General features: G+C 59.8%; 15 protein-coding genes. 9 read left to right on the plus strand and 6 right to left on the minus strand.

The genetic code is table 11. The features are described from left to right. The 4 genes from fmt (at position 1) to AC1DWG_RS00465 (ending at position 4,100) form a co-directional block, all read left to right on the plus strand. Positions 1-960, plus strand: a complete 960-nt coding sequence (gene fmt, locus AC1DWG_RS00450) for a methionyl-tRNA formyltransferase (protein WP_477763111.1) — start codon at positions 1-3, stop codon at positions 958-960. Further along, positions 957-2,267 (plus strand): 16S rRNA (cytosine(967)-C(5))-methyltransferase RsmB, encoded by a 1,311-nt coding sequence (rsmB, locus tag AC1DWG_RS00455; RefSeq protein WP_477763110.1) that lies wholly within the window; start codon positions 957-959, stop codon positions 2,265-2,267. Before fmt ends, rsmB begins: the two co-directional genes overlap by 4 nt. A 22-nt stretch (positions 2,268-2,289) precedes the next feature. Further along, a complete protein-coding gene (gene trkA / locus AC1DWG_RS00460) occupies positions 2,290-3,666 on the plus strand; it encodes a Trk system potassium transporter TrkA (RefSeq protein WP_429386834.1) in 1,377 nt (458 codons plus the stop codon). Between the two features lie 110 nt (positions 3,667-3,776). Next, positions 3,777-4,100, plus strand: a complete 324-nt coding sequence (locus AC1DWG_RS00465; protein WP_223459118.1) for a tetratricopeptide repeat protein — start codon at positions 3,777-3,779, stop codon at positions 4,098-4,100. A gap of 108 nt (positions 4,101-4,208) precedes the next feature. On the opposite strand, the gene AC1DWG_RS00470 is transcribed toward AC1DWG_RS00465, so the two are convergent. After that, entirely contained in the window at positions 4,209-5,096 is an 888-nt protein-coding gene (locus AC1DWG_RS00470; RefSeq protein ID WP_477755065.1) for a lysophospholipid acyltransferase, read from the minus strand. A 40-nt stretch (positions 5,097-5,136) separates the two neighbouring features. Beyond that, entirely contained in the window at positions 5,137-5,694 is a 558-nt protein-coding gene (gene tag, locus AC1DWG_RS00475) for a DNA-3-methyladenine glycosylase I (RefSeq protein ID WP_477755066.1), read from the minus strand. An 81-nt stretch (positions 5,695-5,775) separates the two neighbouring features. Here tag and glyQ point away from each other — a divergent pair, with 81 nt between their 5' ends. From glyQ to AC1DWG_RS00495, 4 genes are all read left to right on the plus strand, one after another. After that, complete coding sequence (glyQ, locus tag AC1DWG_RS00480) at positions 5,776-6,729, plus strand: glycine--tRNA ligase subunit alpha (protein WP_003187265.1); 954 nt, start codon at positions 5,776-5,778, stop codon at positions 6,727-6,729. Next, on the plus strand, positions 6,726-8,780 hold the full coding sequence (glyS, locus tag AC1DWG_RS00485; RefSeq protein ID WP_477787115.1) for a glycine--tRNA ligase subunit beta: 2,055 nt from the start codon (positions 6,726-6,728) through the stop codon (positions 8,778-8,780). Before glyQ ends, glyS begins: the two co-directional genes overlap by 4 nt. 4 nt (positions 8,781-8,784) lie before the next feature. Further along, positions 8,785-9,330: a D-glycero-beta-D-manno-heptose 1,7-bisphosphate 7-phosphatase gene (gmhB, locus tag AC1DWG_RS00490; protein ID WP_477755072.1), complete on the plus strand. Its 546-nt coding sequence runs from the start codon at positions 8,785-8,787 to the stop codon at positions 9,328-9,330. A 91-nt stretch (positions 9,331-9,421) separates the two neighbouring features. Further along, positions 9,422-10,201: a lysophospholipid acyltransferase family protein gene (locus tag AC1DWG_RS00495; RefSeq protein ID WP_477759767.1), complete on the plus strand. Its 780-nt coding sequence runs from the start codon at positions 9,422-9,424 to the stop codon at positions 10,199-10,201. A 206-nt stretch (positions 10,202-10,407) separates the two neighbouring features. Here the strand turns inward: AC1DWG_RS00495 and AC1DWG_RS00500 are convergent, their stop codons facing one another. Then, entirely contained in the window at positions 10,408-11,943 is a 1,536-nt protein-coding gene (locus tag AC1DWG_RS00500) for a sensor histidine kinase (protein WP_477763109.1), read from the minus strand. Between the two features lie 170 nt (positions 11,944-12,113). On the opposite strand from AC1DWG_RS00500, the gene AC1DWG_RS00505 reads away from it, so the two are divergent. After that, the gene (locus AC1DWG_RS00505) at positions 12,114-12,830 is read left to right on the plus strand and encodes a response regulator transcription factor (protein ID WP_477787116.1); all 717 of its coding nucleotides are present in this window, start codon (positions 12,114-12,116) and stop codon (positions 12,828-12,830) included. 62 nt (positions 12,831-12,892) lie between these two features. On the opposite strand, the gene gyrB is transcribed toward AC1DWG_RS00505, so the two are convergent. From gyrB to dnaN, 3 genes are read right to left on the minus strand one after another with little or no spacing between them, the layout of a single operon-like run. Beyond that, complete coding sequence (gyrB, locus tag AC1DWG_RS00510) at positions 12,893-15,310, minus strand: DNA topoisomerase (ATP-hydrolyzing) subunit B (protein WP_057397325.1); 2,418 nt, start codon at positions 15,308-15,310, stop codon at positions 12,893-12,895. 5 nt (positions 15,311-15,315) lie between these two features. Then, positions 15,316-16,419 carry a DNA replication/repair protein RecF gene (gene recF, locus AC1DWG_RS00515; protein ID WP_007985068.1) on the minus strand — a complete coding sequence of 368 codons (1,104 nt, stop codon included), beginning with the start codon at positions 16,417-16,419 and terminating at the stop codon, positions 15,316-15,318. 20 nt (positions 16,420-16,439) lie between these two features. Then, on the minus strand, positions 16,440-17,543 hold the full coding sequence (dnaN, locus tag AC1DWG_RS00520) for a DNA polymerase III subunit beta (RefSeq protein ID WP_007969885.1): 1,104 nt from the start codon (positions 17,541-17,543) through the stop codon (positions 16,440-16,442). Between the last annotated feature and the right edge of the window lie 28 nt (positions 17,544-17,571).

Genomic DNA, 17,571 nt, shown 5'->3' on the forward strand with positions numbered 1-17,571 from the left:
ATGACTGAGCCACTGCGCATTGTCTTTGCCGGCACCCCGGAATTCGCCGCCGAACACCTCAAGGCCCTGCTCGACAGCCCTTACGAGATCGTCGCGGTCTACACCCAACCGGATCGTCCGGCCGGTCGCGGGCAAAAACTGATGCCGAGCCCGGTCAAGCAGCTTGCTCTAGAGAACAATATCCCGGTGCTGCAACCGCCGACCCTGCGCAACGAAGATGCTCAGGCTGAACTGGCTGCACTGAAGCCGGACTTGATGGTGGTGGTCGCCTACGGCCTGATCCTGCCGCAAGTGGTGCTGGATATTCCGCGCCTGGGTTGCATCAACAGTCACGCCTCGCTGCTGCCGCGCTGGCGTGGTGCGGCGCCGATCCAGCGCGCCGTGGAAGCGGGGGACGCCGAAAGCGGCGTGACCGTGATGCGTATGGAGGCCGGCCTCGACACCGGGCCGATGCTGCTCAAGGTCGCCACGCCGATCAGCGCCGAAGACACCGGCGGCAGCCTGCACGATCGTCTGGCGGAAATGGGCCCTCCGGCCGTGGTCCAGGCGATTGCCGGCCTCGCCGCCGGAACCCTGGAGGGCGAAGTGCAGGACGACAGCCTGGCGACCTACGCGCACAAATTGAACAAGGACGAAGCACGCATCGACTGGACCCGACCGGCGGTTGAGCTGGAGCGTCTGGTGCGTGCCTTCAACCCATGGCCGATCACCCACAGCACCTTGAACGGCGAAGCACTGAAAGTGCTGGCCGCGAACCTTGCCGAAGGCAAAGGTGCCCCGGGTGAAATTCTCAGCGCCAGCAAGGAAGGCCTGATCGTCGCGTGCGGCGAGCAGGCCTTGTGCCTGACTCGCCTGCAGTTGCCCGGCGGCAAGGCGCTGAACTTCAGCGACCTGTTCAACAGCCGCCGTGAGAAATTCGCCATTGGCACTGTCCTCGGTCAAGCGGCGGACGCTCAATGAACCCGCGTCTGGCCGCCGCCAAGGCACTCGCTGCCGTCCTGAGCGGAAAAGCCTCGCTCAACAGTTCGCTGCCAACGCAACTGGACAAGGTCGAGGACCGTGATCGCGGTTTCACCCAAGACCTGGCGTTCGGCACCGCGCGCTGGCAGCCACGCCTGTCGGCACTGGCGGCCAAGCTGCTGCAGAAACCGTTCAAGGCCGCCGACGCCGATGTCGAAGCGCTGTTGCTGGTCGGTCTCTATCAGCTGCTCTATACCCGCGTCCCGGCCCACGCCGCCATTGGTGAAACCGTCGGTTGCGCCGACAAGCTGAAAAAACCTTGGGCCAAGGCATTGCTCAACGCTGTGCTGCGTAATGCTCAGCGCGAAAGCGAAACGATTTTCGCCGAGCTGGAGCGTGATCCGGTGGTGCGCACCGCTCACCCACGCTGGCTGCAGAAATCCCTGAAGGCGTTCTGGCCAGAGCAATGGGAAGCCATCTGCGCCGCCAACAACGCGCATCCGCCGATGATCCTGCGGGTCAACCGTCGCCACCACAGCCGTGACGCCTACCTCGGCTTGTTGACCGACGCCGGTATCGCCGCGACTGCGTGTGTCTATAGCCGCGACGGTATCGTGCTCGAAGCCGCCGCTGACGTACGCAGCCTGCCGGGTTTCGCCGAAGGCTGGATCAGTGTGCAGGACGAAGCCGCGCAACTGGCCGCTGATCTACTGGATCTGGCGCCGGGCCAACGGGTGCTGGACGCCTGCTGCGCACCCGGCGGCAAGACCTGCCATATTCTCGAAGCCGAGCCAAAACTGGCCGGCGTCGTGGCGGTAGACCTGGAGGCCAAGCGCCTGGTGCGGGTGCGAGAAAACCTCGAACGCCTGAAACTGAGCGCCGAACTGATTGCCGCCGACGGCCGCGACACCCAGGCGTGGTGGGACGGCAAGCCGTTCCAGCGCATCCTGCTGGACGCGCCATGTTCGGCCACTGGTGTGATTCGTCGTCACCCGGACATCAAGCTGACCCGCCAACCCGACGACATCGCCGCGCTGGCGCTGCTGCAAGGCGAATTGCTCGACGCCATGTGGAACACGTTGGAGGTGGGCGGCATTCTGCTGTACGCCACTTGTTCCACGCTGCCGACCGAAAACACTGAAGTCATCGCAGCCTTCCTCGCCCGCACGCCGGGCGCCCGTGAACTGGACCTCGCCACGGCGGCCGGCATCAAACAGCCCCATGGTCGCCAGTTGCTGGCCCAGGAAGGCGGCCACGACGGGTTCTACTACGCCAAGCTGATCAAGATCGCCGCCGCTCGCGGTTAAATGGATTCAATGGAGTGAATGGATGAAAATCATCATCCTCGGAGCAGGGCAGGTGGGCGGTTCGCTGGCGGAACACCTGGCCAGCGAAGCCAACGACATCACCGTGGTCGACACCGATGGCGAACGCCTGCGCGACCTCGGCGACCGCCTGGACATCCGCACGGTGCAGGGTCGCGGTTCATTCCCGACCGTGCTGCGTCAGGCCGGGGCCGATGACGCCGACATGCTGGTCGCGGTGACCAACAGTGACGAAACCAACATGGTCGCCTGCCAGGTCGCCCACACCCTGTTCCACACTCCGACCAAAATCGCCCGGGTTCGCGAAGCCGCGTACCTGACCCGCGAAGAGCAGTTGTTCCAGAACGAAGCGATTCCGGTGGACGTGCTGATCAGCCCGGAACAAGTGGTTACCAACTACATCAAGCGCCTGATCCAGCATCCCGGCGCCTTGCAGGTGATCGACTTCGCCGAAGGCAAGGCGCAATTGGTGGCCGTGCGGGCTTATTACGGCGGGCCGCTGGTGGGTCAGCAACTGCGGCAGCTGCGCGAACACATGCCGAACGTGGAAACCCGCGTCGCGGCGATTTTCCGTCGCGACCGACCGATCCTGCCCCAAGGCGACACGGTGATCGAGGCCGACGACGAAGTGTTTTTCATCGCCGCCAAAGCGAACATTCGCGCGGTCATGAGCGAAATGCGCCGTCTCGACGAAACCTACAAACGCATCGTCATCGCCGGTGGCGGGCAGATCGGCGAGCGTCTGGCCGAGGCCATCGAAAGCCGTTATCAGGTAAAGATCATCGAGATGAATCCGGCACGTTGCCGTCATCTCTCGGACCACCTCGACAGCACCGTGGTGTTGCAGGGCAGCGCTTCGGACCGCGACCTGTTGATGGAAGAGAACATTGCCGACGCCGATCTGTTCCTGGCCCTGACCAACGACGACGAAGCCAATATCATGTCTTCGCTGCTGGCCAAACGCCTCGGTGCGAAGAAGGTGATGACCATCATCAACAACCCGGCTTATGTCGATCTGATCCAGGGCGGCGACATCGACATCGCCATCAGCCCGCAACTGGCAACCATTGGCACCTTGCTGGCCCACGTGCGCCGGGGCGACATCGTCAGCGTGCACTCACTGCGCCGGGGTGCGGCAGAAGCCATCGAGGCGATCGCCCATGGCGATGCGAAATCGAGCAAGGTGATCGGCAAGGCCATCGAGAACATCGGCCTGCCACCGGGCACCACTATCGGTGCGATTATCCGCGACGAAGAAGTGATCATTGCCCATGACGACACCGTGATCGAAACGGGCGACCATGTAATTTTGTTCCTTGTGGATAAAAAGCATATTCGCGATGTGGAGAAGTTATTCCATGTGGGGTTGAGCTTCTTCTGATCCAACATTGCCAGGATCGCAGCCTTCGGCAGCTCCTACATGGATCGGTGTAGGAGCTGCCGCAGGCTGCGATCTTTTGATCTTCGCTTCAACGCGCCAAAGGAACCAACATGATCGAATCCCTGGAAAAAATGCTCGCCAAGGGTGTGGATAACGCTTTGCTGCGCTTCGGCCTGGGCAAGGGTTATCTGGATCTGGGAGAGAATGCCAAGGCAGTGGAGCATTTCCAGCGCTGCGTCGAATTCGATCCGAAGTATTCGGCGGCGTGGAAACTACTGGGCAAGGCCCATCTGGCGCTGGCGGACTTTGCGGCCGCGCGGCAAGCCTGGGAGCAAGGCCTGGAAGCTGCTCGCGGCCATGGTGACAAACAGGCCGAGAAGGAAATGACGGTGTTCCTGAAGAAGCTCGAGCGTCAGGCGCACGCAGGCCAATAAAGATCAAAAGATCGTCCGAACGCGGCCCGAGCCTTCGGCAGCTCCTACGGGGTGTACGCCGAGCCTTTGTAGGAGCTGGCGAAGCCTGCGATCTTTTGATTTTTTGCATCAATACCAGCGAGCTTCACCCGGCGGACGCTTCTTGAAGCGCTTCATGCTCCACATGTACTGGCTCGGATACGCCCGCACATAGCGCTCGACCACCTGGCTCATGGCCGCGCAAGACTCCGCGGTATCGGTGCTGTACATGGCTTCTGGCGCGGCTTCGAGGATCACTTTGTAGCCCGAACCGTCAGGCAGACGCAGGGCGTGCAGGAACACGCCGACCGCTTTGCCACCCGCGAGCATGTTCGGCACGAATTTACTGGTCAGGGCCTGAGTGGCAAAGAACGGCACGAAGATCCCGGCGGATTCGGCCGGTTCCGGGTCAGCCGGAATGCCCACTGCCCCCCCTTTGCGCACTTCCTTGATGACGCTGAGGATGCCTTCCTTGGTGGAAGCAGCGACCTTGTTACCCAGTTGCACCCGCTGCTTTTGCAGCAATTCATCCACCGCCTTCAATTTGGGCGGACGGTAAAAAATGATCGGTTTGCACTGGCTGCAGTAGAAGTGGTTGAGCACTTCCCAGTTGCCCAGGTGGCTGGTGATGCCGACCACGCCTTTGCCGGAGGCGAGGGCGTCCTTCAATATGTCGAGGCCCTCGACCTCGCGCACCAGGTCGATGGAGCGCTGGGCCGGCCAGATCCAGGCACAGGCGCTTTCGGTCAGGGACTTGCCGATATCCTTCAGGCTCTGGCCCACCAGGCGTTCACGCTCAGCGGGGTCCATGTCCGGAAAGCACTTGGACAGATTGATCCGTACCACGTCGCGGGAACGGTTCGGGGTTTTCCACATGACCCAGCCAATTGCCGAGCCCACGGCCTGCACGGCCCGCCACGGAAGCAGGGCAAACAGCCGCAGAGCGCCTACCAGCAAGGCGCCTTTCAACTTATCCACAGGTCACTCCTGATCTTGTGCTGTGCGCGAGGCGGCCATTCTAACCGGCGTTCGCCAGCTGCGCGTAGCGGTCGCAATCGCGGGTGTGATCCATGACCATGCCCGAGGCCTGCATCAGCGCGTAGCAAATGGTCGGCCCGACGAAGGTGAAACCGGCTTTTTTCAAGCCTTTGCTCATTTCCACGGCGGGCGGCGTCACGGCCGGCACTTCGCTGCGATCCTTGAAATGATTGATCACAGGCGTGCCACCGACGAACGACCAGAGAAATTCCACCGGGTCCTCCAGCGCCAGCCAGGCCTGGGCATTGCGCCGGGCCGCGTTGAGCTTGAGGCGGTTGCGGATGATGCCCGGATCGAGCATCAACTCGTCGATTTCGGCATCGCTCATCTGCGCCACGCGCTGGACATCAAAACCGAACATCACCTGACGATAATGCTCGCGTTTGCGCAGCACGGTGATCCAGGAAAGGCCGGCCTGGAACCCTTCGAGCAAAAGCAACTCGAACAATCCCTGCGCATCGCGTAGCGGCGTGCCCCACTCCTGATCGTGATATGCCATGTACAGCGGATCTTCGGAACACCAAAAGCAGCGTGGCATAAGGCTCCAGGGGGCGTGCGCAGCCATGAATCGGGTATACTCCCGCTCTTTAAATCGCAGCCCAAGAAACAGGTGAATTTCGTGAGCCAGCCTACGCCAGCCGTGCGTACCTTCCAAGACTTGATCCTCGCCCTCCAGCAATACTGGGCCGAGCAAGGTTGTGTGGTACTTCAGCCCTACGATATGGAAGTAGGCGCCGGCACTTTCCACACTGCTACATTCCTGCGCGCCATCGGCCCGGAAACCTGGAACGCCGCCTACGTGCAGCCAAGCCGCCGTCCGACTGACGGCCGCTACGGCGAAAACCCGAACCGTCTGCAGCACTACTACCAGTTCCAGGTGGTCCTGAAGCCGAACCCGGACAACTTCCAGGAACTGTACCTGGGCTCCCTCAAGCACGTCGGCCTGGACCCGCTGGTCCACGACATCCGCTTCGTCGAAGACAACTGGGAATCGCCGACCCTTGGCGCCTGGGGTCTGGGCTGGGAAGTCTGGCTCAACGGCATGGAAGTGACCCAGTTCACCTACTTCCAGCAAGCGGGCGGCATCGAGTGCTATCCGGTGACCGGCGAGATCACCTACGGTCTCGAGCGTCTGGCCATGTACCTGCAAGGCGTGGACTCGGTCTACGACCTGGTCTGGGCTGACGGTCCGTTCGGTAAAGTGACCTACGGCGACGTGTTCCACCAGAACGAAGTGGAGCAGTCCACTTACAACTTCGAACACGCCAACGTCGACAAACTGTTCGAACTGTTCGATTTCTACGAAAGCGAAGCCAAGCGCCTGATCGAACTCGACCAGCCGCTGCCGTTGCCGAGCTATGAAATGGTGTTGAAGGCTTCCCACACCTTCAACCTGCTGGATGCGCGCCGGGCAATCTCGGTGACTGCGCGTCAGCAATACATCCTGCGTGTACGCACCCTGGCGCGTTCCGTTGCGCAAGCCTACCTGCTGGCTCGCGCCAAGCTGGGCTTCCCGATGGCGACCCCGGACCTGCGTGATGAAGTACTGGCCAAGCTGGAGGCTGCACAATGAGTGCTCTGGATTTTCTGGTTGAACTGGGCACTGAAGAACTGCCACCTAAAGCCCTGAACACCCTGGCCGAGGCGTTCCTCGCCGGTATCGACAAAGGCCTGCAAGCCGCCGGCCTGAACTACGAAAGCAAAACCGTTTATGCCGCCCCGCGCCGCCTGGCCGTGCTGATCACCGCACTGGCCACCCAGCAGCCGGATCGCAGCATCAACCTCGATGGCCCGCCACGTCAGGCCGCGTTCGATGCCGAAGGCAACCCGACCCAAGCGGCACTGGGCTTTGCCAAGAAGTGCGGCGTCGATCTGAGCGAAATCGATCAGAGCGGCCCGAAGCTGCGCTACAGCCAGAGCATCGCCGGCAAGGCGACCGCGAGCCTGCTGCCGACCATCGTCGAAGATTCCCTGAACGACCTGCCGATCCCGAAACGCATGCGTTGGGGCGCGCGCAAGGAAGAATTCGTTCGTCCGACCCAATGGCTGGTGATGCTGCTCGGTGACCAGGTCATCGATTGCACCATCCTCGCCCAGAAGGCCGGCCGCGATTCCCGTGGTCACCGCTTCCACCACCCGGAAAGCGTGCGCATCGGCTCGCCGTCCAGCTACCTGGCCGACCTGCGTGCCGCCTATGTGCTGGCCGACGCCAACGAGCGTCGCGAGATCATCAGCAAGCGCACCGAGGAGCTGGCCACCCGTCAGGAAGGCACGGCAATCGTTCCGCCAGCCCTACTCGATGAAGTGACCGCGCTGGTCGAATGGCCAGTGCCGCTGGTGTGCTCGTTCGAGGAACGCTTCCTCGATGTGCCGCAAGAAGCGCTGATCACCACCATGCAGGACAACCAGAAATATTTCTGCCTGCTGGACGCCGACGGCAAGTTGCTGCCACGTTTCATTACTGTGGCCAACATCGAGAGTAAAGATCCACAGCAGATCATCGCCGGTAACGAGAAAGTGGTTCGCCCACGCCTGACCGACGCTGAGTTCTTCTTCAAGCAAGACAAGAAGCAGAAGCTCGTAGACTTCAACCTGCGCCTGCAAAACGTGGTGTTCCAGGAAAAACTCGGCAGCGTCTACGACAAGGCCGAACGCGTTTCCAGACTGGCCGCGTTCATCGCTCCACACATTGGCGGTAACGCTCAATGGGCGGCGCGTGCCGGTCTGCTGTCCAAATGTGATCTGGCGACCGAGATGGTCGGTGAGTTCCCGGAGATGCAAGGTGTCGCCGGTTACTACTACGCCCTCAACGATGGCGAGCCGGAAGATGTCGCGCTGGCGCTGAACGAGCAATACATGCCGCGCGGTGCCGGCGCTGAACTGCCGACCACCCTGACCGGTGCGGCCGTGGCGATCGCCGACAAGCTCGACACCCTGGTCGGGATCTTCGGTGTCGGCATGCTGCCCACCGGTAGCAAAGACCCGTATGCCCTGCGCCGTGCCGCGCTCGGTGTGCTGCGGATCCTGATCGACAAGAAGCTCGACCTCGACCTGACCGACGCCGTGGCCTTCGCCGTCAACTCGTTCGGCAGCAAGGTCAAGGCTGCCGGCCTGGCTGATTCGGTGCTGGAGTTCATCTTCGACCGTCTGCGTGCCCGTTACGAAGACGAAGGCGTCGACGTCGCCACCTACCTGTCGGTACGTGCCCTGAAACCGGGTTCGGCCCTGGATTTCGATCAGCGCGTACAAGCGGTGGAAGCGTTCCGCAAATTGCCGGAAGCCGCTGCACTGGCCGCGGTGAACAAGCGCGTATCGAACCTGCTGAGCAAACTCGAAGGCAGCATGCCGACCACCGTCGAAGCCAAGTACTTCGACAACGCCGCCGAGTTCTCCCTGTACTCGGCGATCCAGCAAGCGGATCAAGCGGTGCAGCCAATGGCTGCGACCCGTCAGTACAGCGAATCGCTGGCGCGCCTGGCTGCACTGCGCGAGCCGGTGGATGCGTTCTTCGAAGCCGTGATGGTCAACGCGGAGGACGCAAAAGTCCGTGCCAACCGTTATGCGTTGCTGGCGCGTCTGCGTGGTTTGTTCCTCGGCGTCGCCGACATTTCGCTGCTGGGTTGAGGGACTGCTGTTGAAACTGCTGATTCTCGATCGGGACGGAGTGATCAATTACGACTCCGACGCTTACATCAAGTCAGTGGAGGAGTGGATTCCACTCCCCGGTTCGATCGAAGCCATCGCGCAGTTGAGCAAGGCCGGCTGGACGGTAGCGGTCGCTACCAACCAGTCGGGCATCGCTCGCGGCTATTACGACCTCGCCACTCTGGACGCCATGCACGAGCGCTTGCGCGCGCTGGTGGCGGAGCAGGGCGGTGAAGTCGGCCTGATCGTCTACTGCCCGCACGGGCCGGACGAAGGCTGCGATTGCCGCAAGCCGAAACCCGGGATGTTGAAAACCATCGCCGCTCATTACAACGTGTCGCTGACCAATCTCTGGTTCGTCGGCGACAGCCTTGGTGACCTGGAAGCCGCCAAAGCCGTCGATTCACAGCCAGTTTTGGTAAAGACCGGGAAAGGCGAAAAGACTTTGGGCAAGACCCTTCCGGTAGGCACATTGATTTTTGACGATCTGGCGGCGATTGCCGCAGAACTTATCCACAAATGCCCTTGAGTAAGTGTGCGCTTCGATTGGTCCTGACCAGGGATGAAAGGGAAGTGCGCTTTATATAGGACGGGCAATTCCCGCAACGGTAAACGTCACCATGTCGATATTGCAGGCCATCAGAACCTTCCTCTTTTACCTGCTGCTGGGCACCAGCTCCTTGCTGTGGTGCAGCCTGAGCTTTTTTATCGCGCCGTTTCTGCCATTCAAGGCACGTTACCGCTTTATCAACGTGTACTGGTGCCGCTGCGCCTTATGGCTGAGCAAAGTGTTTCTGGGTATCCGCTACGAAGTGAAGGGTGCCGAGAACGTACCTGAACGGCCTTGCGTCATTCAGTCGAACCACCAGAGCACGTGGGAGACGTTCTTTCTCTCTGCCTACTTTTCACCGCTGAGCCAGGTGCTCAAACGTGAATTGCTCTATGTGCCGTTCTTCGGTTGGGCCATGGCCATGCTGCGACCGATCGCCATCGATCGCGACAACCCGAAAGCCGCACTCAAGCATGTTGCGAAGAAGGGCGATGAACTGCTCAAGGACAATGTCTGGGTGCTGATCTTCCCTGAAGGCACGCGCGTTCCTTTCGGCACCGTCGGAAAGTTCTCGCGCGGTGGCAGCGCCTTGGCGGTAAATGCCGAATTGCCAGTGCTGCCGATTGCGCACAACGCAGGCAAGTTCTGGCCGAAAACCGGTTGGGCGAAGAAGCAGGGCATCATCACTGTGATCATTGGCGAGCCGATGTATGCCGAAGGCAACGGGCCACGAGCCATTGCCGAATTGAACGACCGGGTCCAGGCGTGGAACGAGCAGATGCAACGGGAAATGGGCTCGCTGCCACCGGCTCCGCAAGCGCCGGTTTCAAACGATCAGGTGGCTGTCTGAGATTCTGTGGATAACCTGTGTACCGTTTCATTGAAAACCGTCGTTATTTGTACGTAACTTTATGATTTTTTTACATATTTCTCAGAGAGATAAAAACCATAAAAACGTGCATAAGTTTTTTTCGGACGTAAAAAAACCGGCTGATATAGCCGGTTTTTTTATGCCCGGAACAATCGCAGATTGTCGGCAGGACAGGGCGACCGCTTTCATTCTGTAAACAGTGGAAATTGCAGCCTGAATGTCGTGCCCTGACCCACCTCGCTCTGACACTCGACTCGCCCGCCGTGCCGATCCACAACGGCTTTGACCATCGATAATCCCAATCCCACACCATCGATACCCTGGGCGGAAGAAAAGCGTCGGTATTGGCTGAACAGTTCGGGTAACTCCTCAGCGGCGATGCCTTTGCCCTGATCGATGAGCTCACAGATCAGCCAGCCGTCGCGTTGACTGACGCGCAAACGGATACGAGTACCTGAAACACTGTATTTGATGGCGTTTTCCAGCAGATTGAACAACGCCCGGGTCAGCAGCGCCTGATCCGCCAGAACCAGACTTTCCTGGGCTTCCTCTTCCACTTGATGAACCAGTTCGATCTGTTTCAGCTGCGCGATGGGCAGCGCCTGGTCGAACACATCCAGCACCAGCATCGCAAACAGGCTCGGCTGAAACTGATAAGCCTCGGACTCGGCCCTCGCCAGTTGTACGAAACCGTCAGTCAGTTCCAGGGCCCGACGTACCTGTAGCTCGATTTGATCAAAGAGTTGCGAATCACCGCCCACCTGATGACGGTGGACGTCGAGCAACGCAAGGATGGCCGAGTGAGGCGCCCGCAGGTCGTGGGACAGGAACCGCAACAGGACCGCGCGCTGTTCCTCCGCATCGCGCTCAACACTCAAATCAGTCAGGTTCCATAGCCAGCCGACCGGAATATCACCGTCTACCGGCAACAACCCGGCACGCTCCAGACGCAGGCTGCGCTCCTTGAGGTCGCGAAACTCCAGCAGCGGCAGTGTCGATAAAGACGAGCCCGGCCCACGGCTCATATCCGGATAACCGAGCTGTTTAAGTCGCCCGAGCACATCATCGCCGACCAGATCCCCGCCAAACAGGTCGCGAGCCTTGCGGTTGCCGAGCAGAATCTGCCCTTGGGGATCGCTGATCAACGTGGCCACCGGCAAGTACTCCAGACCATCGGCGATGAATCGGTGGGTATCGCGGGTCAGGCTCATGGCTTGTTCCAGCGCCATGATCTGCTTCTGCAAACGGTCGCCACCGGGATACTGGGCACGACGGCGCTCCGGAAACACTTTCGGCTCGCTGTCCAGCCGCGCCAATTCCCAACCGAAATAGGTCAGCACCACACTGAGGCGCCGCCAGTTCCAGATCAGATAACCAAACAGCATCCCCAGCACCGCAGGCGTCGGAGACCACCACCAGCGCTTGAACTCCGCAAGGCCGGCGCTGATCAGCAACGCACAAGCCATCCCCGTGAGCGTCAGCCAGAGCGCCAGGCGCGGGCGCCACAGCAACAGCCCGAGTACGCACGTCACCAGACCAAGGGAAAGCCATGCACTCAAGCCTGGGGATGCATCGCCCAAGTTGATTTGCGCGCGATAGGACAGCAACGTTGTCAGCGGCAACAGCACGAGACTTATCCACAACCACTCGCGGACCAATTGCCGAAACAATCGCTGTACCTGGCTTGGCTCTCGGCTTTCACGGCGGCGTTGGTCAAACATGGCCAACAGGACAGGGCGGGGTGAATGATTTCATGATTCCTACGCCAGAGGTGTCGACTCAAAGAATCATAGCGGACGCCGCGACCAACGGCGGGCCGCTTGCTTTCACTGTATCGATTGAGCCGCTATCGTCGATAAAGAGCTGCCCAAGCGACAAGGAATCACCCTGTATGCGCGTTGCGATTCTGGACGATGAGCCCGCCGAACTGCGCCGGGTCGAACAAACCCTGCAACAGATGGCCGAAACCGGAGAGCAGCCGTGGTCGCTGCACAGCTTCGAACGGGCCGAAGACCTGTTGCGCCAACTGCGTCGGGAGACCTTCGACCTGCTGATCCTCGACTGGCAACTTCCAGACCTCACGGGTTTGTCATTGCTGCTATGGACCCGCGAACATATGGAAGCGCCGCCGGCGACAATCATGCTCACCAGTCGCGACGGCGAAAGCGATATCGTTCAGGCCCTGAATGCTGGCGCCGACGACTACGTCAGCAAACCGTTCCGCCCAAATGAACTGAAAGCCCGTGTTGGCGCGGTCCTGCGCCGACACGGCCAGCAGCGCGCGGCTGCCGAAGGGTTGAGCTTCAATGATCTGGTTTTCGACGACGCCGAACTGACCGTCACTCGCGACGGCAAACCAATCGTCATGACCGAACGCGAATACCGCCTGGCGCATTGCCTGTTCAGCAACCTCGGTCGACCCCTGTCGCGGGATTACCTGTACGAACGACTCTGGCCCCATGAAGAAATGTCGTCGTCACGGCCGCTGGACACCCACATCTATCGCCTGCGCAACAAGCTTGGCCTGACAGCGGATCGCGGTTGGCAGTTGCTGACGATTTACGGGTATGGGTATCGGTTGGAGAGCGTGGCGCCGGCGAGCGAGTGAAACTCAGGCAATAAAAAAGGCCAATGCAAATGCATTGGCCTTTTCGTTGGCATCGACCGGGATCAGAAGTCCAGGTTGGACACCGCCAGGGCGTTGCTTTCGATGAAGTCACGACGTGGTTCGACCGCATCACCCATCAGGGTGTTGAAGATCTGGTCCGCGCCAATGGCGTCTTCGATGGTCACTTTGAGCATCCGGCGCTGGCTTGGGTCCATGGTGGTTTCCCACAGCTGATCCGGGTTCATTTCGCCCAGACCTTTGTATCGCTGGATGGTGTGACGCTTGGTGCTTTCAGCCATCAGCCATTCAAGGGCTTCCTTGAACTCCGTCACCGGCTTCTTGCGCTCGCCACGCTGGATGTACGCGCCGTCGTCCAGCAGGGTGCTCAGTTGAGCGCCTAGCGAAACGACAGTCTTGTAATCATTGCTGCCGAAGAAGTCGCGGTTGAAGGTGACGTAGTTCGACAGGCCGTGGGAGATCAGTTCGACCTCTGGCAGCCAGACGTTACGTTCACGGTCTTCACGCAGGCTGGCTTTGTAAACCAGGCCGGACTTCTCTACGGTGCGCAAGCGAACTTCGTACTGAGCCAGCCAATCTTGCATCGCTGCGTGATCGGACAGTTGCTCCATGCTCACCGCTGGCAGGTAGATGAAGTGCTCGGTCAGCTCCTGTGGGTACAGGCGCGACAGACGCTTGAGAGTCTTCATCACCAGACGGAAGTCATTCACCAGACGCTCAAGCGCTTCACCGGAGATGCCTGGTGCTTCTTCGTTCAGGTGCAGGCTCGCATCTTCCAGGGCCGACTGCGTCATGTACTCTTCCATGGCGTCGTCGTCTTTGATGTATTGCTCTTGCTTGCCTTTCTTGACCTTGTACAGCGGTGGCTGAGCGATGTAGATGTAGCCGCGTTCGATCAGCTCCGGCAACTGACGGAAGAAGAAGGTCAGCAGCAGGGTACGGATGTGCGAACCGTCGACGTCAGCATCGGTCATGATGATGATGTTGTGGTAACGCAGCTTGTCGATGTTGTACTCGTCGCGGCCGATGCCGCAGCCCAGCGCGGTGATCAAGGTGCCCACTTCTTGCGAAGAGATCATCTTGTCAAAACGCGCCTTCTCGACGTTCAGGATCTTGCCCTTCAGCGGCAGGATGGCTTGGGTCCGACGGTTACGTCCCTGCTTGGCGGAGCCGCCAGCAGAGTCACCTTCCACGAGGTACAGTTCGGAAAGGGCAGGGTCTTTTTCCTGGCAGTCGGCCAGTTTGCCCGGCAGGCCGGCGATATCCAGCGCACCTTTGCGACGGGTCATTTCACGGGCTTTACGCGCCGCTTCACGGGCACGCGCCGCATCGATCATCTTGCCGACGACCAGCTTGGCTTCGTTCGGGTTTTCCAGCAGGAAGTCGGAGAAGTACTTGCCCATTTCCTGTTCGACCGCGGTCTTCACTTCGGAAGACACCAGCTTGTCTTTGGTCTGGGAGCTGAACTTCGGATCCGGTACTTTCACCGAAATGATCGCGGTCAGGCCTTCACGGGCATCGTCACCGGTGGTGGCAACTTTGTGCTTCTTCGCCAGGCCTTCTGCTTCGATGTAGGTGTTGAGGTTACGCGTCAGCGCGGAACGGAAACCCACCAGGTGAGTACCGCCGTCGCGCTGTGGAATGTTGTTGGTGAAGCACAACAGGTTCTCGTTGAAGCTGTCGTTCCACTGCAGGGCGATTTCCACGCCGATGCCGTCTTCGCGCTGAATGTTGAAGTGAAACACCTGGTTGACCGCAGTCTTGTTGGTGTTCAGGTATTCAACGAACGCACGCAGGCCGCCTTCGTACTTGAACAACTCTTCCTTGCCACTGCGTTCATCCTTGAGGACGATGCCAACACCGGAGTTGAGGAAGGACAGTTCACGAATCCGCTTGGCCAGGATGTCCCAGCTGAAGTGGATGTTCTTGAACGTCTCGGCCGATGGCTTGAAGTGAATCTGGGTGCCCGTGGTTTCACTCTCACCAACGATTTTCATCGGTTCTTGTGGAACACCGTGGACGTAAGTCTGTTCCCAGATTTTACCGCTGCGGCGAACGGTCAGGACCAGTTCTTTGGACAGTGCGTTCACCACCGACACACCTACACCGTGCAGACCGCCGGATACTTTGTAGGAGTTGTCGTCGAACTTACCGCCGGCGTGCAGCACGGTCATGATGACCTCGGCTGCCGAAACGCCCTCTTCTTTGTGCACGTCTACCGGGATGCCGCGACCGTTGTCACGAACGGTGATGGACTCATCCGGGTGAATGATGATGCTGATGTCGTCGCAGTGGCCGGCGAGAGCTTCGTCGATCGAGTTATCGACCACTTCGAACACCATGTGGTGCAGACCGCTGCCATCGTCGGTGTCACCAATGTACATACCGGGACGTTTGCGTACGGCATCCAGGCCTTTCAGCACTTTAATGCTCGTTGAGTCGTACGTATTTTCTTCGCTCAATGCCTTCACTCCCGATGGTCGTGGGTCTGGGTGATACGGCCCTGTTCCACGTGGAACAGAGCGACTGGCGTTTCCGTCTGCCAGCCTTCCCTCAATAATTCGTGATCTACACAGGTGATAAAGACCTGGCAGCGTAAGTCTTCCAACAAGCGGCAAAGCGCACGACGGTGGTGCTCGTCCAGCTCGGACGGCAAGTCATCCACCAGATAAATACACTGACCGCGCCGAGCCTGGCTGACCAAGTGCCCTTGGGCAATCCGCAATGCGCAAACCACCAACTTCTGCTGGCCACGGGACAAGATGTCCGCGGCGTTGTGCGCACCCAGTCTGAGACGCAAATCAGCGCGTTGTGGTCCGGCCTGGGTATGCCCCATTTGCTGGTCCCGCTGAAGAGACCCAGCGAGCACAGCACTCAGTTCACGGTCCTTGTCCCAGCCGCGGTAATAGCTGAGCGTCAAGCCTTCAAGCTCAACCAGATCGCTCAAGGTTTGTTCAAAGACTGGTTTCAAGGCTTTGATATAAGCGCGGCGGTATTCATCAATTTCAGCGCTGGCCTGGCACAGCTCCCTGTCCCAAACCGCTTGCGAAACGGCGTCAAGTGTACCATGCCGCAGCCAAGAGTTTCTCTGGCGCAGGGCCTTCTGCAAGCGCTGCCAGGTTGACATGAAGCGCGGTTCCACGTGGAACACGCCCCAGTCGAGAAACTGCCGGCGAATTTTCGGCGCACCTTCCAGCAATCGAAAGCTGTCCGGATTGATCAGTTGCAGCGGCAGGATCTCGGCCAGTTGCGCGGCACTGCGCGCATTCTGCCCATCGATACGGATCTGGAATTCGCCTTGTCGATCCCGTGAGATGCCCAAAGCGCTATGCCCACCCTCCGCCAGTTCAACCTGGCCAAAGACCGTACAGGCAAGCTGTTCGTATTGAATCACCGGCAACAGACGGGTGCTGCGAAACGAACGGGCAAGCCCCAGCAGATGGATGGCTTCCAGAACACTGGTTTTGCCGCTGCCGTTGGCGCCGTAAAGAATATTGATGCGGGGGGAGGGGGAGAAGGTCACCGGGTGCAGATTGCGCACCGCGGTGACCGAGACGCGACTTAAGGACATCTAGCTTCTGCTGAGCATGATTACAGACGCATCGGCATGACAACGTAGGCCGAGTCGTCGTTATCCGATTCCTGCACCAGCGCGCTACTGTTGGAGTCGGACAAGATCAGACGAACCTGCTCGGTGGTCATCACGCCCAGTACGTCGAGCAGGTAGCTCACGTTGAAGCCGATTTCCAGAGAGCCACCGTTGTATTCAACGCCCACTTCTTCTTCCGCTTCTTCCTGCTCCGGGTTGTTCGCCTGGATCTTCAGCTGACCGCTGGCCAGTTGCAGACGGATACCACGGTACTTCTCGTTGGACAGAATCGCGGTACGGCTGAACGCTTCGCGCAGCGCCTGGCGATCGCCCAGTACCAGCTTGTCGCCGCCTTTAGGCAGAACACGCTCATAGTCCGGGAATTTTCCGTCGACCAGCTTCGAGGTGAAGGTGAACTCACCGGTGGTGGCGCGGATGTGGTGCTGACCCAGCACGATGCTGACATTGCCGTCTGGCTCGGTGAGCAGACGAGCCAGCTCGAGGATACCTTTACGCGGCACGATGACCTGGTGACGATCCGGCTGACCGATATCGGCCTGCATCGAGCACATGGCCAGACGGTGACCGTCAGTGGCCACGGCGCGGATCACGCCAGCGGACACTTCCAGCAGCATGCCATTAAGGTAGTAACGCACGTCCTGCTGGGCCATGGCGAAGCTGGTGCGCTCGATCAGACGACGCAGTTTGCTTTGCTCCAGGCTGCAGGTCAGCGAACCCGGGCCTTCTTCCACGGTAGGGAAATCGTTGGCCGGTAGTGTCGACAGGGTAAAGCGACTACGGCCGGCTTTGACCACGAGCTTCTGCTCATCGACCTTGATGTCGATCAGCGCATCGTTCGGCAGGCTTTTGCAGATGTCCATCAGCTTGCGCGCCGGCACGGTGATGGAACCCGGATCCGCCGGCTCTTCGAGTTGAACACGACCGACCAGCTCGACTTCCAGGTCGGTACCGGTCAGCGACAATTGCTGGCCTTCGACAACCAGCAGCACGTTGGAAAGCACCGGCAAGGTCTGTCGGCGCTCGACGACGCCTGCGACCAGTTGCAGGGGTTTCAACAGGGCTTCGCGTTGAATGGTGAAATGCATGGTCTAGTCCCTTGCCTTAATTAGCTGC

The sequence above is a fragment of the Pseudomonas sp. P4_B3 genome (assembly GCF_056402295.1).

Excerpts from the sequence above, each read along its gene's own strand:
- fmt (WP_477763111.1), top strand. The coding sequence starts at position 1 with ATGACTGAGCCACTGCGCATTGTCTTTGCCGGCACCCCGGAATTCGCC.
- rsmB (WP_477763110.1), top strand. The coding sequence starts at position 957 with ATGAACCCGCGTCTGGCCGCCGCCAAGGCACTCGCTGCCGTCCTGAGC.
- trkA (WP_429386834.1), top strand. The coding sequence starts at position 2,290 with ATGAAAATCATCATCCTCGGAGCAGGGCAGGTGGGCGGTTCGCTGGCG.
- AC1DWG_RS00465 (WP_223459118.1), top strand. The coding sequence starts at position 3,777 with ATGATCGAATCCCTGGAAAAAATGCTCGCCAAGGGTGTGGATAACGCT.
- tag (WP_477755066.1), bottom strand. The coding sequence starts at position 5,694 with ATGCCACGCTGCTTTTGGTGTTCCGAAGATCCGCTGTACATGGCATAT.
- glyS (WP_477787115.1), top strand. The coding sequence starts at position 6,726 with ATGAGTGCTCTGGATTTTCTGGTTGAACTGGGCACTGAAGAACTGCCA.
- AC1DWG_RS00495 (WP_477759767.1), top strand. The coding sequence starts at position 9,422 with ATGTCGATATTGCAGGCCATCAGAACCTTCCTCTTTTACCTGCTGCTG.
- AC1DWG_RS00500 (WP_477763109.1), bottom strand. The coding sequence starts at position 11,943 with ATGTTTGACCAACGCCGCCGTGAAAGCCGAGAGCCAAGCCAGGTACAG.
- AC1DWG_RS00505 (WP_477787116.1), top strand. The coding sequence starts at position 12,114 with ATGCGCGTTGCGATTCTGGACGATGAGCCCGCCGAACTGCGCCGGGTC.
- recF (WP_007985068.1), bottom strand. The coding sequence starts at position 16,419 with ATGTCCTTAAGTCGCGTCTCGGTCACCGCGGTGCGCAATCTGCACCCG.
- dnaN (WP_007969885.1), bottom strand. The coding sequence starts at position 17,543 with ATGCATTTCACCATTCAACGCGAAGCCCTGTTGAAACCCCTGCAACTG.